Genomic DNA, 24383 nt, shown 5'->3' with positions numbered 1-24383 from the left:
CTTAGAATCCTACTTTGATTAAATAAATAATTAAAAAATCAATTTACGAGAAAGATCTATTTACACAAAAGATTTGACAGTTTCTTCAGATATCAAGATTAATTGAAAAAAGTATAGCTTTTGTCTTTACCTTTTATGTGTATAGAATAAAATATGTACAAATCGAATAAAACGGTTTCAATTTTATTTTGAAAGGTTAGGTATTGCCATGAAGTTTTTAAACCGATCAGACAAAGAATTAATCATTCTAAGCTGGCCAATTTTTATTGAATTTCTCTTCAATGTGATGGTGGGAAACGTCAATGTATGGATGATTTCTCACTTTGATGAAGTGGCTGTAGCTGCTGTTGGTGCCTGCAACCAATTTCTTGGCTTTTCATATAATGTTTATGGGTTTGTAACGGTAGGTACACAAATCATGATTGCGCAATTTCTTGGTGCCAAAAAACACAAAGAGATTCCTAAGGTAATGAATACAGCAATCTTTGGAGCAATTGGAATTGGTCTGCTTTTAGGAGCTATTTTTATTCTTTTGCCATACCCTCTGTTACGCTTCTTGAACATTCCAGATGATGTAATTGCAATTGCGATCCCTTATATGCAGCTGTATGGAACAGGAACGATTATTTTGGCGTTAAATTCTGTCATGTTAGCTTGCTTGAGAACGCATGGTTTAACCTTGCAAGCTTTGATTGTGCCAACTATCGCTAATATTCTTGCGGTTTGTGGGAATTATTTGGTGCTGTTCTCACCATTCGGCTTACCTAATTTTGGCGTTAGAGGGATTGCAATCTCAGGTATCTTTGGCCAATTTTGTGCGGGGATTGTAGCAATTTATTTAGTTAAGCGATATGTGAAGTTCAATGTGTTAAAAGTTAACTTCAAACGGTTTTCGATACCATTTTTAAAACAAATTCTTAAGTTAGGATTACCTTCATCAGGTGAATCAGTCTCTTATTCTGGGGCTCAAGTGGTAGTCACAATGATTGTTGCTACTTTAGGAACTAATGTATTGATTACCAAATCGTATGTTTCAGCGATTACCCAATTTGTATTTTTAACGGCTTCAGCCTTATGTCAAGGAAATCAAATTGTTATTGGTCGTACTGTTGGCGCAAAAGATTTCGAAGGAGCATATCAAAGAGGCTTTCGGTCAATGGTACAAAATGTGGGAATTTCAACTTCAATTTCAATCGTGACCTTTATTTTTATTACGCCAATTATGCATATTTATACAAATAAACCTGAAATCATTGAATTGGCACGCTGGGTTTTCTTGGTCGAAATTATTCTTGAAGCAGCAAGAGCGGTTAATATGACTTTGGTAGGATCATTAAATGCGAGTGGGGATGTTAGATTTCCGCTTGCATGTAGTTTAACTGTGCTATGGCTAATTAGCTTGCCATTTTCATATTTATTGGCAATTGTCTTTCATATGGGGTTAGTAGGTGTATGGATTGCATATGCGATCGATGAAAGTTTGCGCGCAATGTTGATGATCTACCGGTGGCATCATGGTACTTGGAGAACCAAGTCACTGTTTGTATAGTTGTTTTCCCTGTGATTTAATTAAATTATAAGTTAAGATGATATTTATTTAACGGTTTGGATAAGTAAGGGGGAATTAGGTGGATAATGACGCGATTGTAATGACTGAAGGCTCATATCGAAGTCAGATAATTAAATTTGCAATTCCACTATTTTTGGGAAATTTATTCCAACAAATGTATAGTGCTGCCGATTCGTTGGTAGTTGGTAATGTAATTGGGTCGAATGCTTTAGCTGCAGTTTCATCGTCTGGAAGTTTGATCATGTTGCTAATCGGGTTATTCCAAGGACTAGCGATGGGTGCAGGAGTAGTAATAGCACAATGTATTGGTGCTAAAATTGATCAACACACACGCGAAGCAGTGGCTACAGTGGTTGCTGTGGGCTTTATTTGTGGCTTTTTGTTGATAATCATTGGTGTAGTGTTGACTCCACAAATTCTGATATTAATGGGAACGCCAAAAAGCATTATGCCTGAATCAGTAGAATTCTTACGAGTATACTTTTTGGGATCAATGGGCTTTGTTATGTACAACACTTTTATTAGTATCCTTCAAGCCAATGGTGATAGTAAGGGTCCTTTGTATTACCTAATTGCCTCATCAGTAGTAAATATTGCTTTTGACATTATTTTTATCTATTGGCTTCATTTAAGCGTTGGCTTTTCAGCTTTGGCTACAGTAATAGCACAAACATTTTCTGCTTGTCTTGCTTATAATAAATTGCGTAAGCTAAAAGGTCCAAGTCGGGTAGATCTGCGCCATCTTAAAATATATCGGCCGATGTTGAAGCTGACGATTGATTATGGTTTACCATCAGGATTACAGAATTCGTTAATTTCCGTGTCTAATGTGGTTATTCAATCATATATCAACATGTTTGGTGCACATGCAGTTGCAGGAATCGGGGCCTATACTCGCGTTGAGGGTTTTGCTTTTCTACCAGTAACTAGTTTCACTTTAGCTTTGACGACGTTTGTGGCGCAAAACCTTGGTGCCGGAAAAATTAAGCGAATTAAAGAAGGTGTTCGGTTTGGAGTGATTTTGGCAGTGCTGATTGCGGAAATAATCGGCTTAAGCGTATTTACCTTTGCGCCGCAACTGATCGCGCTATTTGATCCGACGCCTTCGGTCGTCGCCTTTGGTGTTGGGCGTGCAAGAGTTTGTGGTTTCTTCTTTTTCTTGGTTGCGATTACGCATTTAATTGCTTCAGTAATGCGTGGTGCAGGGAAAGCGACGATCCCAATGTTAGCAATGATGCTTTGCTGGGTTGTAGTAAGGTTAGCAGTTTTATTAGGTACCAAGCCATTTTTCCAGGATATTCGGATGGCCAACTGGATTTATCCGGCTACTTGGTTCTTAAGTACCATAGTTTTATTGAATGCTTATCGTCATCTTGATTTTGCTTTAATCAGCCAACAAACTAGAAAAGAAGCGTAAAATTTTAAACTAAATAATGTCAAACAAGCCAAATTATGATCAATATTTGGCTTGTTTGCTTTTTGAGCTTTGAGTACAATTGTGGTAATGATAATGAAAGCGAATACATATGAGATGAAAAATTATCTAAGTATTGATATTGGTGGGACTAACTTAAAATATGCTTTGTTAGACAATGCCGGCAATATTATTGAAAAGGGCAAAACAAAATCACCACATGAAAAAGAAAAGTTCTTGACGACAGTTGATCAAGTAGTTAAAAATTACGCTGAAAAAGATATCAAGGGTCTAGCTTTTTGTGCACCAGGTAAAATTGAATACACGAAGATTCATTTCGGTGGCGCATTGCCATTTCTTGATGGGATTGATTTTTCAGAAATATATAAGGATCTCAACATTCCAGTCGCAGTAATAAATGATGGCAAGGCTAGTGTTTTGGCTGAAAATTGGCTAGGAAATTTGAAGGACTTGCAAAATTGTGCTGCTATTACTCTTGGTTCAGGAGTAGGTGGCGGAATAATTGTGAATGGTCGCTTATTAAATGGTGCTCACTTCCAAGCCGGTGAATTGAGCTTCATGGTTTTAAAGATGGCCAAAGAAATGGGTTTTGATGATATTGCTGGAACTATGGGCTCGGCAGTTCGCATGGTTAGCCAGGTCATTAAAGCGATCGGCAATGAGGATGAAACTGATGGCTTAGCTGCTTTTGAAGCTATCAATTCGGGCAATGAGCAAGCTTTGAAAATACTACGTTCCTATTGCTGGGATGTGGTTGGCATCATTGTTAATATCCAATCAGTAGTAGATTTGACAACAATTGCGATTGGTGGTGGAATCTCAGCGCAACCGATTCTAGTTGAAGAAATCAATCGTGCATATGATCAATTTTTGGATCAAATGCCAATGTACAAGATGACTTTGACTCGTCCTAAGATTGTTGAAGCTAAATTTAAGAATGATGCAAATTTATTTGGAGCTTTATACAACTTGTTGCTACACGTTAATGGTGAAAAACTATAATGTCTGAAAAGAATCTTCACGAAGTAGTAATTCCTACCGATCCGTTAAACGTATGGTATTTCGTTTTTCATGACAATAAAATTCCGTTTTATATTGCTCCGCATTGGCATCGTGGGATTGAACTTAGCTATACGATAAGAGGAAACATCGATAATTTTCAAATTAGCGGTAAAAAATATAACACTAAGCCTGGAAAAATCTTTATTGTTAATTCTCAGGAAATACATTCGATTAGAAATCGTTCTGGAGAACAAGATTTAGCTCTATCAATAATTTTTCCGTATAGTGTAGTCTGCAGGCTGTATCCGCAAATCAGTGAGGAGATTATTGCTATCAATGATCCAACTAGTTTTACTGATCTGCAAACGCGTGGTGCTAGTTAAATCGTTTTAGTTATCAAAAAAGTCCAATCGGATTAGACTCAAGCTGTAACTTAAATTAATAGAAAAGAGTCTGATCTAATTGAACTACCTCAAGCTTAATCGTTTCTCTCACCATTTACAAGTTAGTTTTAGTCGCTTAAATGTAATCTGCCGCTCTCTGTATAAACTCTATGCTCCCGATAAGCTTAAACATCGCAAAAATGTTGATCGTACCAAGCTTTCTGACAGCTCTATCTTAGCGATGCTCATTTGGCAAACTGAAATTGGGATTGAGTCTCAACGAAGATTTTGTAAATTCTTTGTTGGCTTGTCTCATTCTCGCTTTAATCGGCGAGCTCGGATGCTCCTGCCTTTAATTCGCTGTATCCGTCAAGCTTGGAATAAAGAAGTAAGGGTTGCTGGAGAATTTTTGATTATTGACAGTTTTCCTGTTCCAGTTTGTCAGCCTGTTCGCAATTATCGCGTTAAAATTTTCCGTGGCATAGCCGATATTGGCTATAAAGCCACCAAAAAAGTCTACTATTATGGCTTCAAGGTCCACGCGATAGTGAGTGATGATGGCTATCTGCTTGATTACGCAGTTACTAAGGCGTCGGTACATGATGCCAAAGAGACGAGCGTATGGGATATGTGCTTTGGACGCCATATCGCAAAAATATGAAAGGCTCTAAAAAGCATAACGATCACTAATTAATGGCAATTAGGAGAACGATTGAAAGCGACTTTTTCTTGCTTAGCTATTACAATACTGAAAACAACCGAGCAAGGAATCTAGCAGGCTTTCAACAGCGGCTAGAAATAGCCATTTTGACCTATAATATGGCATATTGTCTAGAACGATTTAACTAGCACCACGCGTATTAGTTAGAAAAACTACCTAAAAGAAGATGGCAATACCGTCTTCTTTTTTCTTGCAGAAAAATAATGATTAGGCGACAATTAAATTCACGGAAGAAAAAAGAGGGGGCGAAAAATTGAATAAACTTGTACAAATCACGCTTAAGGCTGATCAAGAAAAATATAACTTAGATGGGGATGCAAGTATTACGGTAGTTGATGCAAATTCTTACTATATTGGCCGCATCATCACGCAACATCATGGCTGGATTACCTTTGAATCAGTCGATCAAGGCGGTAATTTAGGTGGAATAGTCTTTATTAAAGAAGATCAAGTAGCTAAGATTGAAGACGATACGCCTAATCTACGCTATTATATGATTACCCAAGTTAAGGATTCATTTAACTTAGAGCAATTAAATAAGACAGTGTTAGCCTGGGATTTTACTAATCTGCATGATTTACTGATTAACGTAGCTGACGCGCAACCCTTTACAACTTTTGAGGTGAATACAGGTGCTACTTACACTGGCTTAATTACTCAACTTGATCAGCAAGAGGTGCGTATTTTAGAACGCAATGAATTAACTTTAGAGCATTATGCCACCGTTATACCACTTGACGATATTGTTTGTGTCGACACTAATGCCATTGATAATCGCTTATTTACCCAATATTTGCGGCAATCACAGAAGCAAGAATTCACTAACGACTTGGATCTGGTTGAAATTTATTTTGATTATACCTTTGATGATCAATATGGTAGTTTTGCTATTGGTAAAGTACTCAAGTATGACGATGATAATCTGGTATTCGAGAGCATCAATGAGTTAGGGCAGGTTGAATCAATTGCAGTGATTGCTAGGAGCCATATAACGCATATTACTGAAGATTCCGAGCGCTTGCTCTTCTTTAATTTTTTAGTTCAATGGCAAAAAAATAATGGCAGTTTTGATCCGGACAGGCTGGAGCGTTCAGTTAAATTACGGGATGAAATTCAGTCACCGGCAGAAATTATTGATAATTGGCCCGAAGATCAAATAGTGAAAATTAGTGATTCAATTTATCATTATCCTGATCGGTTAGGCTTAATTGAAGATCGCTCTGATAGTGGCTTCGACCTAAAAATTGTAACTGAATATGGTTTAGGAGATACTAGTGATCATGATTATAGTGATTTAATTAGTGTTGATCTGGCTGGTTCAGAAATGATTAAGATGCAACAATTTATTGATAATGAGGGTTAAAATTATTGTCATTTGAATTGAAATTTTAATATAATTGAGAAAACGAAAGGAAGATGTTTTATGGGATTAACTTTTGACAACCCTAATAACTTACAGAAGATGCTTGATCGCTTTGCAACTGTACCAGATCCAAAGAAGACGCCTAAGCATAAGGATCCAGAAGAATTATTAAATAAGGATTCTAAGGACAAGAAGAAAAAAGATAAGAAATAAGAAAAGACAGATTGCATCATATGTAATCTGTCTTTTTGTGTAGCATATTAATTATTTTATTTTTTCATAAATTGGGGTGAGGTCTCCGGTGCCCAGATGAGGCAAACGATAAAGGCAAAGAGTAAAACAATCGCACAAACTAGCATTGCCAGGCTAGCACCACCCACATTAGTTAAGACGGGCAATAAGAAAGTCCCTGCGGCAGCCCCGATTCGGCTGATTGTAATACAAGTACCTACACCAGTTGCTCGTACCTTCAGATCAAATAATTCAGTCGGATAAGGATAATCTAGGATCAAACCAGCTGATAAAATAATCGCAAATAACGTAAAAATACCTAATTTAAGTATTGAATTTAAGTTAGGTACTATTGCTAAAATGCCGATTAGCAGACCTGAGATTAGAAAATTACTGATAAGATAGAAGCGGCGGCTAACCTTGTTAAAGATCCAGGTACCGATTAGCACACCAATGAACATCCCACCATTGTAGATAATTCCTGAGATATTTCCACTAGTGATATTCATGCTTTGTAATAAAATTGGCAAGAAGATACTAATACCGAAAAATGAGAAGGCTTGGCAGGCATAGAAAATCCCACCTACTAGAGTACGTCGCAGATATTGCTTGGAAAATAAAATTGCCCAGGAAATATTTCTAGGCGTTTTCTTTTTATTCCGCTTCATAAAGCGGGCAGGTAATCTCCATTTGCGTCCCATGTGCTTACGAATGACCTTGTTGGCCGTCTTAATCTTACCCTTACTTGCTAGCCAGCCTGGTGAAGCAGGGAGTGGGAAAAGACTTCTGAAGATAGCAGTTACTAGTGCAGGTACTGCACTTGTTGCTAAGATTATTTGCCAAGTATAACTATCAAATCCAGTGATAAAACTACCAGCTAGGTAAGACAAAATAAAACCAATAGTCCAGTAGATTAATAAATGACTCTGGCGCTTGCTGTCTTCACCCTTAGGTAGCCATTCGGTTAACAAGGCATTCCCTACAGTATAGTCAACAGCAATCATTAAACCAATTCCAATACGGAGGATAAAGGTTAAGCTAAAATTAGCGGTTATTAGATGTAATAAAGAAAAAGCAGCTAATATATACATATTCCACATTAAGAGTTTACGGCGACCGATTTTATCAGAAAGTCGACCGACCAAAAGACTACCAGCAAGGCCAATTAAAGCACCAGCCCCAATTAATCCAGTCCAGAAGTCACTAATGTTGATATATTTAGCTGCATTAGAAAGAGCGGTACCACTAATTCCCAGGGAATAGCCACAGGCGATTTGACCTAAGATAACGGCCATCATCACTCTTAAGTGAACTGACATTAGTGGTGCACGCTTGTAATTCTTTTTAGTTTTAATAAATTTTTCGCGTTTCTTTTCTTGGATAATTTTTTCGTTATTCTCCATAAGAGTAGGATCTAAGCCTACTTATAAAACATCTCCTTTTCTTAGATACTTTATATAATCTATATCTATGCTATCAAAAAATAAGAAAGGATGCAAAAAGCCATTCACAAGGAATGGCTTTTAACTTAAGCTTTTTCAATTTCACCAGCTGCGATTGGCAAGGTAGTATGGGCATCATAACTCATTACGCAACCACCTACAGTATCAGGTAATTCCAGATCTGCAGGTACACCATGAACGTAAACTACACGCTTGTCTAGTTGTAGTTTATCGCTACCAAAGGCAGCTTTGAATTTCTTTTGTAGCTTTGTTAATGAGACATCAATCTCATATTCATAATGTCCATTACTGTCGGCAACAGGATAACCATCATGAGGAATATTCATGTTTTCTGGGGCATCATCAAGTGGCACCATTGTAGTTCCTGAGACCGGCTCAGTTTCTGGTAAATCAATAAAGCCATCATGGTTAACGTCTTGAGCTGCAGTTGGTACATGAGCTTTTTGACCATTCGGGAAGCCATGGAAATGTTCCCAGTGTTCAATATTTGCTGGAGTATCAAACATCTCAACGTGAATATGTAGTTGATCACCTTTTTCTTCAAAAGTGGCAGTACCGTGTGCCTTGGTACCAATTTTTTCAGCGTTTAAAGGCTCAATATGTGCGATGTATTTAGTCATGATTAATATTTCCTTTCTGCTTGAGTTGTTAAATACATTGTATTAAGATGCAGATAAAAATAAATTGACTTAGATCAAGAAATGAGGCTTTTATGCAACATTCACCCATGGCTTGTATTCGCAAAGCAGCCATATTTAAAAATTTGCCAAATGAAATGTTAGAAAAACTAGTACCAATTTCAACGCATCAAGAATATTTTCCAAAAGGCAGTATTATTCGACAACCAGGTGATGGTAAGAACGGAATGCTTTTTATGGATCAAGGCAGTGCCAAGATTTACAATCTCAACGAAGACGGTAAAGGGACCGTATTAGGTGTGCTGAATCAAGGCGATGCTAATGGACAGCAGAATCTTTTTCAAGAACATGCCCAGGAAAGCTTTGTGCAGGCTTTACAAGATACTTATGTTTGTTCTATTGAGCGTCGTGATTTTCAAAAGTTATTGAAAAAGACGCCAGATTTAGCATTGAATTTGCTTAATAATTTTGGCGAGCAGCTGGTTACAATCGAAACTAACTCTATTCGGCGCAATTCAATGGATGCTCAGGAACGCTTAATGGCCTATTTGCAAGACTTAGCTCAAAAACAGGGGAGTAAAAATGTGGAATTAAAGTTAAAAAAGAAAGACTTAGCATCATATTTGGGTATTACTGCTGAAACTTTAAGTCGCAAATTGAAAAATTTACAAAAAGAAAACCGGATTAAAATATCCGGTCGGAGAATTATTTTACTTTGAAACTTGAGCTGTTTCACCAGCAATTTTTGTTTTATTCAATAAAAGTGAACTAGTTACAACAGAAACAGAAGAGAAGGCCATAGCTAAACCTGCAAGTTCAGGACTAAGCTGCAGACCAAAGGCCATGAATAAACCTGCTGCAATTGGAATACCAATAGTGTTGTAAATAAGAGCCCAGAAGAGGTTTAATTTGATTCTGTTGAAAGTCTTCTTAGAGATCTCAAGCGCTCTAACTACGCCCATTAAGTCATTTTGAACGAGAACAATGCCACCAGATTCAATAGCAATATCGGTACCTGATCCCATGGCGATGCCGACATCAGCTGTAGACAGTGCAGGTGCGTCGTTAATACCATCACCGACAAAGGCCACTTTATTGCCTTCATTTTGTAGTTTCTTGATCTCAGTAGCTTTTTCAGTTGGCAGAACGCCTGCTATAACTTGATCAATTCCGACTTCACGGCCAATAGCTTCGGCAACATTTTGATTGTCACCGGTAAGCATCACCGTCTTTAAACCACGCTTTTTAAGTTCCTCAATTGCTTGCTTAGAACTTGCTTTAGGTACATCTTGAATGGCAATTAAGCCAATGATGTCATTACCTAGGCCAACATAGACTACAGTTTTTGCTTCTTTTTGAAGTTGGAGAGCCTGATCTTTCATTTCCTGGGAAATAGAAATATTTTCTAATAAACGATCGCTACCAACAAAAGCTTCTTGATTGCCATAGTTTGCCTTAACTCCGCGGCCTTCAATAGCTGCAAAGTTTTGTATAGACTTAATTTCAGTCTTTGCTTCTTTAGCAGCTTTAACTACGGCAGTTGCTAGTGGGTGTTCGGAATTTTCTTCCAAGCTAGCAGCAATAGCTAAAACCTTGTTTTTATTGCCTACAACATTAGTAACTTGTGGCTTACCAACGGTAATTGTACCAGTCTTATCAAACACAACGGTATCAATGTCGCTAACTTCTTCAAGAACTTCACCGTTCTTGATTAAAACGCCCATCTTAGCGCTACGGGCAGTACCAACCATTAAAGCAGTTGGTGTCGCTAAACCTAGTGCACATGGACAAGCAATTACGACTACTGAAACGGCGAAGAGCATAGCATTAACCAATGTTGCACCTAAGAAAACATACCAAATTACGAAGGTAATAATTGCAATAATTAAAACGACTGGGACAAAGATATTAGATATTTTATCAGTTAGGTTTTGAATTGGAGCATGACTGGTTTGGGCTTTTTTAACTAAATCAACAATCTGAGATAGCATGGTCTCGCTACCAACCTTAGTTGCTTTAAAGGTAAAAGTACCATTGGTGTTGATCGTTGAACCAACAACATCGTCACCCTTTTTCTTAGTAACTGGCATACTTTCACCAGTAACCATTGATTCATCAAGAGTTGATGATCCATTAACAATTACACCATCGACAGGAACCTTTTCACCTGGCTTAACGCGGATGATATCGCCAACCTTGACTTGGTCAAGAGGTACCTTAACAAACTCGCCATTGCGCTCAACTTCAGCGTCTTTAGCTTGAAGGTCAATCAATTTAGCTAAGGCATTTGAAGCGTTATTGTGCATCTTTTCTTCCAGGGCATCCCCGAGTAAAACGAAGACGGTTACGTAAGCAGCAGTTTCAAAATAAACTTCACGGCCAGTAAACATGGCGAAGATACTGTAGAAGTATGCTATTGAAGTACCAACGGCTATCAGCGTGTTCATGTTAGCGTTATGGTGCTTAAAAGCGGACCAAGCACTGCTCCAATAAGGCGCAGCAGAAATTGCCATTATGATTGTAGTCGTGATAAAGGCGATCCAATTATAGCCCGGCATCATCCAGTGAAATGGCGTGGCAAACATCTGGATTAGCATTGGAATTGCTAAAATAAATGAAATCCAGAAGCGCTTAATATTTGAGAGCTTCATTATTTAACAACAACCTTTCCGCGGAACATATCCATTCCACAAGCGTAGGTGTAAGTACCTGGCTTGTCAGTTGGAATGTCAATCGTAACTTCTTTTTTACCATCTAATTTTTGGTCAAAATTTAAATCTTTAGAGACTACTTCATTCATGCAGCCCATATTATCTGATGGAATAAACTTTAATTGAGCTGGTTTACCTTGCTTGAAAGTAACTGTGTTTGGTTTATAACCATGATTTTCTGCATTAACAACAACTTTTTTAGTTTGATTCTTTGAAAAAATACTCATTATTTAACAACAACCTTTCCATGAAACATACCCATTCCGCAGGCAAAATTATAAGTGCCTTTTTTATCAGTAGGAATATCAATTGTAGTAACTTTTTGCTTGGTTAAATCTTTATCAACGCCCAGTTGTTCAAAGACGACATGGGATAAACAGGCAGTTGAGTCCTGCATGTCGAAGTTCACTTTGGCGGGAACGCCTTGCTTTAAAACAATCGTTGAAGGGGAGTAACCGCCCTTAACAACGATATCTGCTTCTTGTGATCCTTGGCCTATATTAGCGGTCCCGACAGTTTCTGTATGTTTACCAAAGAACCACCAGAGGATAAAGCCAATTAGTAGAATGGCTACAATTAGTGTAATAATTTGTGAAATTTCCATTTTATTTACCTCTCTTTAGCACAGATGCTCTTTTCCTGGTAAACAGTTGCATGGCACTGTTTCAGGGGCAGTCTTTTCTTTTTGATCAATGATCTGCTTCATTTTAGCTAAGTCATTTTTAGAAATAGGAGAATCTGCAAGTAGTTGCAGGATAACTTCTCCTTTATGCATGTTGCACATCCGATCTAACAATTCCTGTGCTGCTTCAGTCATTACTTGTGTTTGGTTAACTTTGGCCGAGTAAACGAAATGTCGGCCTTCCTTAGTAGTGCTTAGCAAGTTTTTATTAACTAAGCGACGCAATAGGGTCTTAATTGTTGATTCAGACCAATCTTTCTTAGCTTGAAGTTCTTGAATTATTTTAGTAGAGCTCACGGGTTCTATCGTCCAGATAATTCGCATGATTTCCCATTCACTGTCAGAAATTGTGCTCTCTTTTTCTTGCAGTTTAACCATTTTTTCCTCCTATCGTTTACATATGTAACTATACCACTTAAATTTACGGTTGTAAACGATAAAGCAATAAATTATGTATAAGTTTGCAAGTTTTTGTGAAATCAGTAAATAAACAAGCTAATTATCAATAACACAATTAAAATCCAAACTGCATCAATAAGATAAACTAAGATCTTAATCCAGATCTTTTTATACAATTGACCAGTCTGAAATAGAAAATATAAAGTTATTCCCGCTAAGATAACCCCGATAGTGGTGGTAGACGTACTGTGTCCATTGACATAGAAAAATATACCAGTAATGGCAGATAATATTAAAGTTCCGATGATCCAAAGTGCTTTTTTGTTTAACTTCATGATTATACCTCTCGTATGTGTGTTTCATGTGAAACTAGCTATATTATTATAAAGAAAAAACTCATTCTTAATTAAAAGAATGAGTCGTAATAGCATGTTATAAATTAGTAACCAAGAAGAAGATGACGAATACCACAAACAAGATATACATCATTGGACTAACTTCTTTGTAACGCTTGGAAGCAATCATTGTGATTGGATATGCAATCAAGCCTAATGCCAAACCATCTGAAATACTGTAGGTTAATGGCATCCCCACCACAGTAAGGAAGGCAGGAAAAGCAATCTCAAACTTCTCCCAATCGATTTTCTTTAAGTTGCTGGCCATCAGTACACCAACGATAATTAAAGCAGGAGCCGTTACAGTAGTTGGAATTACTTGCAAAAGTGGACTAAAAATCATACTGATGATGAAGAAAATACCAACAAAAATCGCAGTAAGTCCAGTTCTACCACCCATAGCGATACCAGCACTAGATTCAACAGAAGTTCCAAGTGGGGCAGTACCAAAGACGGCACCTTCAACCATGGCAGTTGAGTCGGCTAAAAAGGCGCGACCGATCCGTGGAATCTTGCCATCCTTATCAACCATGCCAGCTTGTTCAGTCATCCCAATTAAAGTACCGGCAGTATCAAAGAAAGTAACCAGCAGGAAGGTTAGTACAACCATCCATAGTTGGGCTGTATTAATATCTTTAATATGGAAGACAGCTTGACCAAAAGTTGGCGCAATACTTGGTGCACCAGAGATAATACTGTGTGGCAATGGAATTTGACCAATAATCATACCAAAGATTGCAGTAACAATCATACCGATAAAAATAGAGCCAGGTACATTTAATGCCATTAATACAACAGTTAAAATTAAACCGAATAATGTGATCCAAACTGCTGGGGTGCTAAATTTTCCCAGAGTAACTAAGGTTGAATCGCTGTTAACAATTAATTGACCATTTTTTAAACCGATAAAAGCGATGAATAACCCAATTCCTGCTGAAATAGCATACTTCATATCTTGTGGAATGGCATTAACCACTAATTCGCGTAATTTAAAGACAGTAATTAAAATGAATAAAACTGAAGCAACAAGGACTGCAGCCAAAGCTGTTTCCCAAGAAATATGCATCCCAACACATACGTTATAAGCGAAAAAGGCACCGCTACCTAAGGTTGGAGCTAAGGCAATCGGATAATTAGCAATAAAACCCATTAAAAAACACCCAACTGCTGTGGCAAGAGCTGTTACAGTAAAAGCGGCACCTTTAGGGATACCAGCTGCGTGCAAAATGTTTGGGTTAACGAATAAGATGTAGGAGAGACTGACAAAAGTGGTTAAAGCAGCGATTAACTCACGTTTAACAGTGGTATGAGCATCTTGTAAATGAAAGACTTTTTCCAATGTCTGCATTTAAAAATTCCTCCGTAACTATTAACTTTTAAAGAAACTAATTGTATCTAGTTTAGCACAGATGTTGAGGAAGAGAGCTCAATTTTAATATTTCCTGGGAAATATCGGTTAAAGTATAATAATTAGTAGAAAATTCTTTAGAAGGTAAAAATAATGAGCAAACCTAAGATAATATTTTTTGATATAGATGGTACTTTAATTGAAAAGAAAAAATCAATTACACCTAAAATGCTAGAGACACTGCATGCTTTACAAGACAACGGTATTATGATTTGTATTGCATCAGGCAGACCACCAGTGCAACTGCCTAAGTTGGGTGTAGATTTTGATGCATATTTAACTTTTAATGGTTCTTACTGCTATAACGATCAAGACATTGTTTTTGATAATCCGTTAAGGCAAGGAGATGTCTTGCAGATGATTCAAAATGCTCAGAAAATAAATCGGCCGTTAGCTGTAGCTACCAAAACACGGATTGCAGCTAATGGTGTTGATGAGGATTTAAAGGAATACTTTGCTATTGGTGGAACGGATTTGAAAGTGGCGCCAGATTTTGATGTGGTTGTCGATCAGGATACGGTTTATCAAATAATGGTAGGCTGTCGTGAAAAAGATTATGACAGACTTGTAGCTAATACGCAAAATGCTAAGGTAACAGCTTGGTGGGATAGAGCAGCAGATATTATTCCAGCTACTGGTAGTAAGGGTGTAGCAATTGAAAAAGTGTTAGATTATTATCAAATCCCTGTGAGCGAAGCAATAGCCTTTGGTGATGGCGGCAACGATATTGAAATGTTAAAGACTGTTGGTCACGGCGTTGCAATGGAGAACGCAACAGACGATGTGAAGGAAATTGCTGATGACATCTGTGGCAGCGTGCAAGATGACGGAATTTTTACTTATTGTAAAAAACATAATTTAATTTAAAAATAGGATCGACATGAGTTAGTCGATCCTATTTTGATCAGTTTTTAGAGCTTAATAACCAATCTTTAATATTGATTATTGGAATACCGGAAATCATTTCTTCATTTTCATATCGGCCAGTGATGACTATTTTTTTGTAGTTATTTGGAATTTGAAGTAAATTATCAGTTTCTCTAGTAGAATTTTCTGGAAGCTGGTAGGTTACTTGAATATATTGTTTATCATTTACCTTGGAAACGATGAAATCAATTTCTTTATTATCTAATTTACCAATTTGAACTGTGTAGCCCCGGCGAAGTAATTCGACATAAACTATATTTTCTAAAACACTACCGCGGTCATTATTTCTTTCTCCTAAAGCTTGGGTACGCAAACCAGTATCTACAATGTAATACTTACCTTGAGTAGAAAGAATCTTTCTCCCTCTAATATCATAACGACTAGATTTATAAAAAAGATATGCTTCTTCAAAATATTTAAGGTAACGCTGCACAGCGTTATAAGAGATATCAAAATTTGCTGATTTTAGTGTATTTACAATCTTGTTCGGATTAATTAATTGACCAATCGAATCTGCTAGATATTTAGCTACTAATGCAACTAATTCTGGTTCTCTTAATCCATTTTTGTAGCCGATATCATTGACAATAATGGTATTGTAAATTCCAGAAAGAATAGTTTGTTTTAATTCTTCTTTTGCTAACACTACCGCGGGGAAACCACCATATTTAATGTATTCATCATATAAGTTATCAATCTGACGCTCTGATGGTTCAGAAATATGTTTAAAATCTAGCATTTCTTTAAAAGAAAGAGGATAAACATGTATTTCTACATATCTTCCTGATAGTAAGGTTGCTAATTCTCCACTTAATAGATTGGAATTACTGCCAGTAATTGTGATATCAAGTAGAGGATTAAGTCGAAGGCTATTTACTACTTTTTGCCAATCTGATACATATTGGATTTCATCAAGTAGAATGTACATTCTTTGGTCACTAATAATTCGTTCTTTTAAGTATGAATAAAGCTTTTTAGGTTCATAAAGATCTATATTATCAAAGTCTTCAAAAGAAATATAAATGATTTGATGTTCATTTATGTTGTGTTTGAGTAAATATTCACGATAAAGCATTAAAATATAAGATTTGCCTGATCTTCGTACTCCCGTCAGTACTTTGATGAATTCTGTATTTTGAAATTGAAGTAATTGATTTAAATACTGTGGGCGGTTAATTAAATTTAACTGCATATTATTTCCTTCATAAAGTAAATTTTTAGCAATTTTCATATTATTTCCTTTATAAAGTAAATTATAGCAAAAATTTTATATTATTTCCTTTATAAAGTAAAAAAACAGAAAATATATCTGCTTTTTATTATTTATTCATTTTTTCACGATATTCGCTAATGCTCATGCCTTTCCAGATGCTGAAGGCACGTAAGAACGAATTAAATTCCTGATAGCCTAGAAGGTAATCAATATCGCTAGTTGTCATATCGGTGTTTTGTAAATAATTTAGCGCTAAAACTTCTCGGGTGGAGTTCAGTTGTTTTTGAAAAGTAGTGTTTTCGCTATTCAACTTTCTCTGTAAAGTCTGTTTAGAATAACCTAACTTTTTCGCTACATCGTCAATTGTAAATTCACCACTAGGGAGTAATTCGGTCAATATGCTACGTACTCTAGCACTAGTTGAATCATCAACGGATAATTCAGATAAGCGTTTAGTTAATTCAGGCTTGAAATAATCCCACATTGCTTAGTTATAACTAATAAAATTGACCTGCAAGTCTTTTTTGGCAAAAGTGATGGTGTTGCGTTTACCCGATTCGATTTTGCAGCCAAAGAAGTTAATGACCTGCTCATCATTGACGGGGGATGTCATTGTGATCTTCAGCGGGAAAATAGCTTCTTTGGTCGTCTTGCGCAAAAGTCCCACTAAAAATGCAAATTCTGATAAAACTAGAAAAGAGGGTAGGGAATATTGGCTTTTTTTAAGTGCTTCTTCAACGTTAAATTTATAATGAGAGAGTAGGTCTTCATAGCGACCATCTAAGATAAAGTGATTCATTCAAATACCATCCTTTTGATCCATATTATAAGATAAGTTGATTACTTTCTACTACCTTGTTCTTGCATCTTATAAACATTGTTCATGAGCATCTTCTTAGGTAACATTGGTGCTAATTTCATGAATGGTTTTTGGGCTGCAGTTAAACCAGCGGTAATGTTAAGCTTGCCTTCAATCATTCCTTCATACCCAGCTTTTGCAACACCTTCTGGACTAACCGCATGGGCGAATAATTGAGTTGAACTCAAATCACCACGATTGATAAAACCGGTTTGCATAGCGCCAGGCATTAAGCAGCTTACCGTAACGCCTGTGCCTTGTACTTCACGCTATAACGCATTTGACCAGCTTGTAACGTATGCTTTAGTAGCGTAGTAAACGGCTTGAAGTGGGCCAGGCATAACGGCCGCGTTTTACGAAGTCAGGTAAAAATAATTTAGTTAAACGAGTAGGCGTTTCAATGTTAACGGCGATCATGGACATGTCTTGTTCCATACTTCTTTTAATGAATTCGCCTTGACCACCAAAGCCAGCATTGTTGATTAAGTAGTCAATAGTCCAACCGTTCTTTTTGCAAGTATCATAGATCTTTTGCGCAGCATCTGGTTGTGAGAGATCAACATCGATAATATGCGCCGTTACGTTGTACTTTCTACGGGCTTCTTTTTGTTGATCGGCTAATTTCTTAGCATTGCGACCAACTAGGATTAGGTCACCACCGCGTGAAGCATGAATGTTAACGAATTGGGTACCAAGCCCACCGTATGAACCAGTAATTAAAGCAGTTTTTCCTTCTTGAGTTGTCATAATGAATTCCTCCTAAATAAATATTTCTTAACTTGATTTGTTGAAAATAGTATAGCGGCAATTTAGAAGAATCCGAACATCATAAGGCGTCAAATGATTATCAAAAGATGCCATTTGGATAAATAAAAACACAATCTCATATTTGAGATTGTGTTTAGGAACTAAAACATATAGTTTAATTCTTAGTTTGAATTTTCGTCAATAAAATCTTTTAATTTGCGTAAATCTGCTATTGAGAAATGGCCTCGGTATTTTTCGATATTTAAATCACTAATATTAACTATTAAATAATTTTTAGTATCAATGTATGATGGTTTATCTAAATTATATTTTTTCCAGTCAAAAATGGGAAAGTAATGCTTTCGGATATTTTCACTTTTTTCTTTATATTTTGAAGTGATTTTTAGCAGCCAAGCTTTACTGTTTAGTAATTTAATTATTAATACAGGCCTATTTTTTCCTCCAGGCTTATCAATGTAAGCAACATAAATATCTACAATATCATTAGTCCTCATCTAGCCAATCCTCAATTTCTTTTTTGGTTTTAGCTTCTTTGTGGGGGATTTTTGAGATGCTTTGAATTAATTCTCTTGAGGCTTTTTGTTCAGGAGTTTCTTTTAATTCAAATGGGATACCACCAGTTGCCACAACTTTCTTTAAGAACACATTTATTGCGGTAGTGGTATTGAGCCCTATATCTTGAAAAATTCCTTCTGCTTGAAGTGCTAGTGAGGAGTCAACATTAGCTTGAATTTTTTTATATGATTTCATTTTAGTCACAGCCTTTCTTTGATTATTATATCATCTAATAGAATCTGCTGTCATCATTCATACTATTAACAGACATCTTTTTAGAATAAAAACCAAGTAGACATGCTACTTGGTTAGATGGGGGTATCTATTAATGTAAAAGTAAGATAGGGTTTATAAGATAGAATTATTTTACATTCAGCACAACGAAGTAGATTACGAAAACAATAAACAAAATCCACATCATTGGCGTGATTTCTTTGAAACGCTTGGCTGCGATCATTGATACAGGGTAGACAATCAAACCCCAGCCAAGTCCGTCTGAAATAGAGTATGTAAGAGGCATTCCCAATGCGATTAAGAAACATGGGATGGCAATTTCAAGATTAGTCCAGTGAACGTGTGCCAAGTTTTCGGCCATTAATACCCCAACAATAATTAAAGCGGGTGCTGTAACTTGGGTAGTGAAAACACTCAAAATTGGACTGAAGATAGTTGAAATAAGGAAGAAAATACCAACCCAAACGGCAGTTAAACCGGTACGACCACCAACAGCGATACCAGAACTTGATTCAACGAAGGCACCGACAGGTGAGGTACCAAGAACAGAACCGACCAACATACCACTGGAATCAGCTGCTAGAGCTTCACCAGCACGTGGCATCTTGTTGTCCTTCATCAGACCGGCTTGTTGAACCAAACCAATTAAGGTACCAGTGGTATCAAAGAAAGTAACAAGTAAGAATGTAAAGACAACGATCCACATTTGAACGGTATTAATATCGCCAATATGGAAGACTGCTTGACCAAAAGTTGGAGCAATGCTTGGAACTGAAGAGATAACGCCTTTAGGCATGGGAATTTGACCAGTCACTATGCCAAAAACAGCAGCGGCGATCATTCCGATGAAGATGGCACCTGGAACTCTGGCAATCATTAAGAAAATAGTAATGATTAAACCAAAGATAGTGATCCAAACAGTAGGGTTGTTGAGACTACCAATAGTAACTAAGGTAGAATCACTGTTTTGAATCAACTTACCACCTTGCAAACCGATAAAGGCGATGAATAAGCCGATACCTGCGGAAATAGCATATTTAATATCGGCAGGGATGGCATCAATGATCATTTCACGTACCTTAAAGACAGTTAACAAAATGAACAGAATTGATGCAACGAAAACAGCTGCTAAAGCAGTTTGCCACTTAACCTTCATGCCTAAACAAACAGTATAGGTAAAGAAGGCGTTTAAGCCCAAAGTTGGTGCGGAAGCAATTGGGTAGTTAGCGATAAGCCCCATTACGATACAGGTAAAGGCAGCCGACAATGCAGTAACGGTGAATAGAGCACCTTTATCCATACCGCTGGCACCTAGGACGTTTGGGTTAACGAACAGAATGTATGACATACTTACAAAAGTAGTAAGACCAGCCAATAATTCTGTTTTAAAAGAGGTATTGTTCTCTTTTAGATGAAAAAACTTACTGATAGAATTCATTTATTCCTCCATAGTCTGTATAATATGAACATTCAATTAGAATTATACTTAAATAGTTAATAATTTCAATAGAATTAAACGATTTCATTCGATTTTGACAATGAATACGCTTTATTTTGAAAAACTCTTGACCTTTACCTTGCGTAAAACCGTATATTTGAATTAGAAAGCAGGTGAAAAGTAATGTCAGAAAGATATGGAATTGGTGAAGTTGCTAAAAAATTGCAAGTAAGTACGCGTACATTACGTTTTTATGATCAAAAAGAGCTACTTAAACCAACTAAGGCAGAAAATGGCTATCGCTTTTATAACGAGGATCAAGTGCAGCAATTACAGGTGATTATTTATTTAAAAGAATTAGGCTTTTCTCTAGCTAAGATAAAAACATTATTGCAGGCTGACCATGCGCAAGAATCGTTGGCTTTATTGGTGAATGCGCAATTGCAGAGTAATAATGAAGAAATAGAAAAGTTTCAGACACAACAGAAGCAACTTCATGATTTGCAAAAAATACTAACCAAACAAAGTAATTTAGAATTAACTGACCTTACGAAGATGATGACTAATGAGACTATTTTAAAGAAGTTCAGAAGAAGAATGTTGGTTTATGGTTTATTGTTAGATGCAATTGAGATTATAGGGATTATTTTAGCTTTCTATTTTGGCAAGCGGGGAAATGATATTGGTGTAATTGCTTCAGTTGGAATAATGTTACTCGTTGTTGTATTTGGTGCATTTAAGCTAAGTCTAAACTATTACAAGGCAGTAGCGTATGTGTGTCCGCATTGTGGTCATACTTTTGTTCCATCGTTTAGAACGTTCATATTTGCTGCACATACGCCCAAGATGAGAAGACTGCGCTGCCCCGATTGTCATGAAAAGTCCTATTGTTTGGAAGTAGGGCGGTAATATTTCCTGGGGAATGAAAAAAAGATTGTCGTTTGAGGCAATCTTTTTTGGTTAATGTCTAATTTTATTGATAATTAAGCCTAGGCAATAGGTAATTAGTATGCCAGCAATCAATGTGATTAAGCCAGAGATAAAAGTTACTTGATTATTATGATATTGCACTGCAATTTTCCCAGAAACTATACCAATAACATTAAAGTAGGTGGTAGGTAACCATGCTGCTGCTTTTTGCAACGGCTCAATCACGGTGCTTGAAACACTTACTCCTATTAACAAAATCAGCGTAATAAATAAGGTAGGAAACTTGTCACGTACGACATTAGAAATTAATTGGATAAAGTTGATGATAAATAATCCCACTAAAAGCTGAAGTACTAGGATTGGCATGATAATTTTTAGCGTTGGTACATACTCGTTAAGTGTTTGTCCGGTTAGATTTTTGTAGAGATAGAATGGATAATTCAGATTACCAGTTTTAAAAATTAGTGTTGCAACTATGAATATTAAAATATTGAGTAGGTAAAAAATACCACCTGCAATGATTATGCCAATTAAATTATCAAATACATATCTGTGATTGTTAGTGATTGGTAATAACGAACTAATATCTGCTTTGTTTTTGTATTTTGAAGTATAGAGTTGGGTCAAAATAAACGTGACTACTAAAATGAATAAAAATGGCAGGTATAGTTGATTTAAATCTAATAAAAATTGAATTCCAGTCACGGGTGGAGTGTCTTCATACGGAAGTGGATGTTTAGTTAAATATTCAAAAAATTTTACATTTTTAGTTAGAGCATTTTTTTCATCGTTGCTGACATTATGATTTTTTAATTGAATATTTTTAGCCAAATTTGCGGCTTTTAGCTGATAGTGATAAACTTCTTGCCAATTTTGTTGCTTGAATGCATTGAGTAGATTCTGACTATCTTTGCGCTGTTTTTTAGTATCTGAAATACTTTGTTTGGTTAAGTTATATGCTTCGCCATTCTTTTTGTAATGCTTTAAGGAATGTTCCATTTGTTCAATAGCGTTATTTTGCATAGCTAAATTTCCCTTAGCTTGATTTTCTAAGGACATACTCCTAGAAGTGGTCGCATTAAGACCGAGCACGATAAAAGAAATTATTAGTAATAATGGTACTGTAATTAGAAAAATGTTATTTTTGAAAACCTTCTTTAGCTGAAATTGAATATAAGCCATTATTTCACCTCATTCATTGTTAAATTCTCTAGTTTTAACTTGGTGACGTTATTTAAATTATTAATTTCGTTTGCATAGTGAGAGGTTAGAATAATGCATTTGTCATTTAAACTGATCAAATCGTTTAATCTACAGTAGAGCTTGTTTCTGTTTTCTTCATCTAAGCCATTGGTAATCTCATCCATTAATAAATATTGGGCATCACTGACTAAGTACATAGCGATAATTAATTTCTGTTTCATCCCTAGAGAATATTTTTTAATGGGTACTTTTGCAAATTGATCTATTCCCCAAAAGCTGAGTTCTGTATCTATATCGTGTTGCGAATGCCATGAAACTTTCACAAATTGAAGATAATCTAAGCTGTTTAGATTGGGGTCAAGCCAGCTGTTCTCCTCAAAGAAAAATATTTTCTCCTTAATTTGATTAAATGGCAAATTATCAAAAGTGATAGCCCCTTTATAGTTAACTAGTTGGGTTAATGCTTTAAGAAAGGTGCTTTTGCCAGCACCATTTTCTGCCATAATTTGATAGATATTTCTAGTTTTAAAAGTAGTCGTAAAACTCTTTAAAATTGGTTGTCTGGTTGTGATAGTTAGGTTTTCAACTTTGATCATAAATATCCTTTCAAAAAAGGCACGGCTGTTGTGCCATGCCTATAAATAATAATTAAATCATACAGGATATTAATCAGCATCGAGTTGTTTTGTATCACATACTATACAAAATCATTTTGGCCAAGTTTTAACTATATCTTGATAGCCATATTTTTTCATTTCGTCTTTAATTTTTTGTGCCTCTTCCTTGTTACCAAGAAATAAATTTTGCAAATATACTGCAGCAACCTTGTAAAGCAAGAAATGTACCGTAGGTTCTAGATTAAGAATATAATCAAATGTTTTTTGAACATTTACATCTATGGTTTTTACAGGATTATTTTTCTTATAATAGACCGCTAAATAATTCTCGAAGACGCGAAGATATCTTTCTTGTAGTAATTCAGGTATATTATGCTCCTTTTGTACTTTCGCAAGTAGCCTGCCGATAAAAAATGATAAGTCAGATGAATCCCATAGTGGCATTGTATCTGTAAATAATCGCAGTAAATCAGGTCTGGTCATCCAATTTGCTCCTTCATCAAATTCAACGAAAAGCTTTTCTTTTACTTTGGGATCAATTAAGTTTAATTCATCTTTTAGATTAGCTACTGAAATCATAGCTCTCAGTTTTAGAATGCTTGAATTAGATTGAAGAAGAATTTTATGATAATTTTGTTCAATTAGTTCAATTTTTCCACTATTAAAAGCCTGGTTCATCTTTTGATTCAGATCGTTTTCTTTTAATTTAGATTGGGAGCTATAGGTATTGCGAAGCAATTGATAAAAATATGTAATATCAATATCGTGTTCAAATAGAATTTCAGTTAATTTATCGGCGCTGATTCTATTTCTTCCGCTTTCAACTTTAGCGTAAAAGGAGCGAGTTACAACACCTGCACACATTTGCTCTTGAGTAAGATATAATTCATGTCTAATTTGTTTTAATGCCTCACCAATGGTCACAGGACTACCTTCTTTTATTTTTTATTGATGAATAATACTAAAAAAAGGCTAAGTTATCAAAAAACATCGACTATATTCGATAAAGCACCCATTTTTAATAATCTTATCGATTATAATCGATAAGATTGATGATTTTTGTATTTATATCGATTATAATCGATAATAAATGAGGTAAATTGAACGTGAATTCGGTGCATATGATGGCATTGCGGACAATTATCCAAAATATGTCCTTTCAATGGACAAGTTTGATATGAGTCGCAATGGGATAATTCATCAGAATATTATTGATTTTTTGCTTGAAAAATAACCGC

The 24383-nt window shown here is 36.0% G+C and carries 28 protein-coding genes and 2 pseudogenes; 11 read left to right on the top strand and 19 right to left on the bottom strand.

All coding sequences use genetic code 11. The features are described 5' to 3' along the window. The first annotated feature begins 208 nt into the window (after positions 1–208). The 7 genes and pseudogenes from CP363_RS03515 to CP363_RS03485 all read left to right on the top strand — a co-directional run bounded on the left by CP363_RS03515 (position 209) and on the right by CP363_RS03485 (position 6687). On the top strand, positions 209–1549 hold the full coding sequence (locus CP363_RS03515) for an MATE family efflux transporter (protein WP_012845485.1): 1341 nt from the start codon (positions 209–211) through the stop codon (positions 1547–1549). Positions 1550–1628: 79 nt separating this feature from the next. Then, complete coding sequence (locus CP363_RS03510) at positions 1629–2987, top strand: MATE family efflux transporter (protein WP_012845486.1); 1359 nt, start codon at positions 1629–1631, stop codon at positions 2985–2987. 114 nt (positions 2988–3101) lie between these two features. Further along, complete coding sequence (locus CP363_RS03505; RefSeq protein WP_013682702.1) at positions 3102–4007, top strand: ROK family protein; 906 nt, start codon at positions 3102–3104, stop codon at positions 4005–4007. Further along, positions 4007–4390 carry a cupin domain-containing protein gene (locus CP363_RS03500; RefSeq protein ID WP_061205015.1) on the top strand — a complete coding sequence of 128 codons (384 nt, stop codon included), beginning with the start codon at positions 4007–4009 and terminating at the stop codon, positions 4388–4390. Before CP363_RS03505 ends, CP363_RS03500 begins: the two co-directional genes overlap by 1 nt. Positions 4391–4469: 79 nt before the next feature. Further along, positions 4470–5239: pseudogene (locus CP363_RS03495) on the top strand (IS982 family transposase). Between the two features lie 125 nt (positions 5240–5364). Beyond that, entirely contained in the window at positions 5365–6474 is a 1110-nt protein-coding gene (locus tag CP363_RS03490; RefSeq protein ID WP_013087090.1) for a hypothetical protein, read from the top strand. A 60-nt stretch (positions 6475–6534) separates the two neighbouring features. Then, positions 6535–6687 carry an SPJ_0845 family protein gene (locus CP363_RS03485; RefSeq protein WP_003624933.1) on the top strand — a complete coding sequence of 51 codons (153 nt, stop codon included), beginning with the start codon at positions 6535–6537 and terminating at the stop codon, positions 6685–6687. A 56-nt stretch (positions 6688–6743) separates the two neighbouring features. On the opposite strand, the gene CP363_RS03480 is transcribed toward CP363_RS03485, so the two are convergent. Beyond that, on the bottom strand, positions 6744–8108 hold the full coding sequence (locus CP363_RS03480) for an MFS transporter (protein ID WP_005720747.1): 1365 nt from the start codon (positions 8106–8108) through the stop codon (positions 6744–6746). A 125-nt stretch (positions 8109–8233) separates the two neighbouring features. Beyond that, positions 8234–8788, bottom strand: coding sequence for a hypothetical protein (locus tag CP363_RS03475; protein ID WP_005720746.1), 555 nt, complete (start codon positions 8786–8788; stop codon positions 8234–8236). A 92-nt stretch (positions 8789–8880) separates the two neighbouring features. On the opposite strand from CP363_RS03475, the gene CP363_RS03470 reads away from it, so the two are divergent. Then, positions 8881–9525 carry a Crp/Fnr family transcriptional regulator gene (locus tag CP363_RS03470; protein ID WP_098035846.1) on the top strand — a complete coding sequence of 215 codons (645 nt, stop codon included), beginning with the start codon at positions 8881–8883 and terminating at the stop codon, positions 9523–9525. Here the strand turns inward: CP363_RS03470 and CP363_RS03465 are convergent. From CP363_RS03465 to CP363_RS03440, 6 genes are all read right to left on the bottom strand, one after another. Further along, positions 9517–11457 carry a copper-translocating P-type ATPase gene (locus CP363_RS03465; RefSeq protein WP_098035845.1) on the bottom strand — a complete coding sequence of 647 codons (1941 nt, stop codon included), beginning with the start codon at positions 11455–11457 and terminating at the stop codon, positions 9517–9519. The genes CP363_RS03470 and CP363_RS03465 overlap by 9 nt on opposite strands. Continuing rightward, entirely contained in the window at positions 11457–11744 is a 288-nt protein-coding gene (locus CP363_RS03460; protein WP_005724722.1) for a cupredoxin domain-containing protein, read from the bottom strand. Before CP363_RS03460 ends, CP363_RS03465 begins: the two co-directional genes overlap by 1 nt. Next, positions 11744–12121, bottom strand: a complete 378-nt coding sequence (locus tag CP363_RS03455) for a cupredoxin domain-containing protein (protein WP_089146643.1) — start codon at positions 12119–12121, stop codon at positions 11744–11746. Before CP363_RS03455 ends, CP363_RS03460 begins: the two co-directional genes overlap by 1 nt. 15 nt (positions 12122–12136) lie before the next feature. Then, a complete protein-coding gene (locus CP363_RS03450) occupies positions 12137–12577 on the bottom strand; it encodes a CopY/TcrY family copper transport repressor (protein ID WP_089142934.1) in 441 nt (146 codons plus the stop codon). Positions 12578–12678: 101 nt separating this feature from the next. After that, entirely contained in the window at positions 12679–12933 is a 255-nt protein-coding gene (locus tag CP363_RS10915; protein ID WP_057726305.1) for a hypothetical protein, read from the bottom strand. Positions 12934–13030: 97 nt separating this feature from the next. Next, positions 13031–14341: an NCS2 family permease gene (locus CP363_RS03440; protein ID WP_089147297.1), complete on the bottom strand. Its 1311-nt coding sequence runs from the start codon at positions 14339–14341 to the stop codon at positions 13031–13033. Between the two features lie 153 nt (positions 14342–14494). Here CP363_RS03440 and CP363_RS03435 point away from each other — a divergent pair, with 153 nt between their 5' ends. Further along, entirely contained in the window at positions 14495–15268 is a 774-nt protein-coding gene (locus CP363_RS03435; RefSeq protein WP_089151088.1) for a Cof-type HAD-IIB family hydrolase, read from the top strand. A 37-nt stretch (positions 15269–15305) separates the two neighbouring features. On the opposite strand, the gene CP363_RS03430 is transcribed toward CP363_RS03435, so the two are convergent. From CP363_RS03430 to CP363_RS03395, 8 genes are all read right to left on the bottom strand, one after another. Next, the gene (locus tag CP363_RS03430) at positions 15306–16520 is read right to left on the bottom strand and encodes an ATP-binding protein (RefSeq protein ID WP_057726309.1); all 1215 of its coding nucleotides are present in this window, start codon (positions 16518–16520) and stop codon (positions 15306–15308) included. Between the two features lie 127 nt (positions 16521–16647). Next, positions 16648–17025, bottom strand: coding sequence for an AraC family transcriptional regulator (locus CP363_RS03425; RefSeq protein ID WP_098035844.1), 378 nt, complete (start codon positions 17023–17025; stop codon positions 16648–16650). Positions 17026–17028: 3 nt separating this feature from the next. Further along, positions 17029–17340 carry a hypothetical protein gene (locus tag CP363_RS03420; RefSeq protein ID WP_068813429.1) on the bottom strand — a complete coding sequence of 104 codons (312 nt, stop codon included), beginning with the start codon at positions 17338–17340 and terminating at the stop codon, positions 17029–17031. 41 nt (positions 17341–17381) lie between these two features. Next, on the bottom strand, positions 17382–17630 hold the full coding sequence (locus CP363_RS10785; protein WP_198995778.1) for a hypothetical protein: 249 nt from the start codon (positions 17628–17630) through the stop codon (positions 17382–17384). A gap of 73 nt (positions 17631–17703) precedes the next feature. Then, positions 17704–18147 (bottom strand): SDR family oxidoreductase, encoded by a 444-nt coding sequence (locus CP363_RS03410; RefSeq protein WP_098035843.1) that lies wholly within the window; start codon positions 18145–18147, stop codon positions 17704–17706. Positions 18148–18329: 182 nt separating this feature from the next. Then, positions 18330–18662: a hypothetical protein gene (locus CP363_RS03405; RefSeq protein WP_013087080.1), complete on the bottom strand. Its 333-nt coding sequence runs from the start codon at positions 18660–18662 to the stop codon at positions 18330–18332. Beyond that, a complete protein-coding gene (locus CP363_RS03400; protein ID WP_005720719.1) occupies positions 18652–18918 on the bottom strand; it encodes a type II toxin-antitoxin system RelB/DinJ family antitoxin in 267 nt (88 codons plus the stop codon). Before CP363_RS03400 ends, CP363_RS03405 begins: the two co-directional genes overlap by 11 nt. A gap of 166 nt (positions 18919–19084) precedes the next feature. Further along, positions 19085–20395 carry an NCS2 family permease gene (locus CP363_RS03395; protein WP_013087079.1) on the bottom strand — a complete coding sequence of 437 codons (1311 nt, stop codon included), beginning with the start codon at positions 20393–20395 and terminating at the stop codon, positions 19085–19087. A 183-nt stretch (positions 20396–20578) separates the two neighbouring features. Here CP363_RS03395 and CP363_RS03390 point away from each other — a divergent pair, with 183 nt between their 5' ends. Further along, on the top strand, positions 20579–21304 hold the full coding sequence (locus tag CP363_RS03390) for a MerR family transcriptional regulator (protein WP_098035842.1): 726 nt from the start codon (positions 20579–20581) through the stop codon (positions 21302–21304). 51 nt (positions 21305–21355) lie between these two features. Here the strand turns inward: CP363_RS03390 and CP363_RS03385 are convergent, their stop codons facing one another. The 3 genes from CP363_RS03385 to CP363_RS03375 all read right to left on the bottom strand — a co-directional run bounded on the left by CP363_RS03385 (position 21356) and on the right by CP363_RS03375 (position 24069). Then, positions 21356–22507, bottom strand: a complete 1152-nt coding sequence (locus tag CP363_RS03385) for an ABC transporter permease (protein ID WP_057726317.1) — start codon at positions 22505–22507, stop codon at positions 21356–21358. Continuing rightward, positions 22507–23124, bottom strand: coding sequence for an ATP-binding cassette domain-containing protein (locus CP363_RS03380; RefSeq protein WP_065990178.1), 618 nt, complete (start codon positions 23122–23124; stop codon positions 22507–22509). Before CP363_RS03380 ends, CP363_RS03385 begins: the two co-directional genes overlap by 1 nt. Positions 23125–23235: 111 nt before the next feature. Then, complete coding sequence (locus CP363_RS03375) at positions 23236–24069, bottom strand: helix-turn-helix domain-containing protein (RefSeq protein ID WP_098035841.1); 834 nt, start codon at positions 24067–24069, stop codon at positions 23236–23238. A gap of 175 nt (positions 24070–24244) precedes the next feature. Between CP363_RS03375 and CP363_RS11175 the strand changes: the two are divergent. Continuing rightward, a pseudogene (locus tag CP363_RS11175) lies at positions 24245–24379 on the top strand (ATPase); the annotation flags it as partial. Between the last annotated feature and the right edge of the window lie 4 nt (positions 24380–24383).

This window comes from Lactobacillus sp. UMNPBX12 (assembly GCF_002553955.1).
Taxonomy (GTDB): domain Bacteria; phylum Bacillota; class Bacilli; order Lactobacillales; family Lactobacillaceae; genus Lactobacillus; species Lactobacillus crispatus.
Note: the sequence above shows the minus strand (reverse complement) of the source record. Positions and strands in the feature narration are given on the sequence as shown.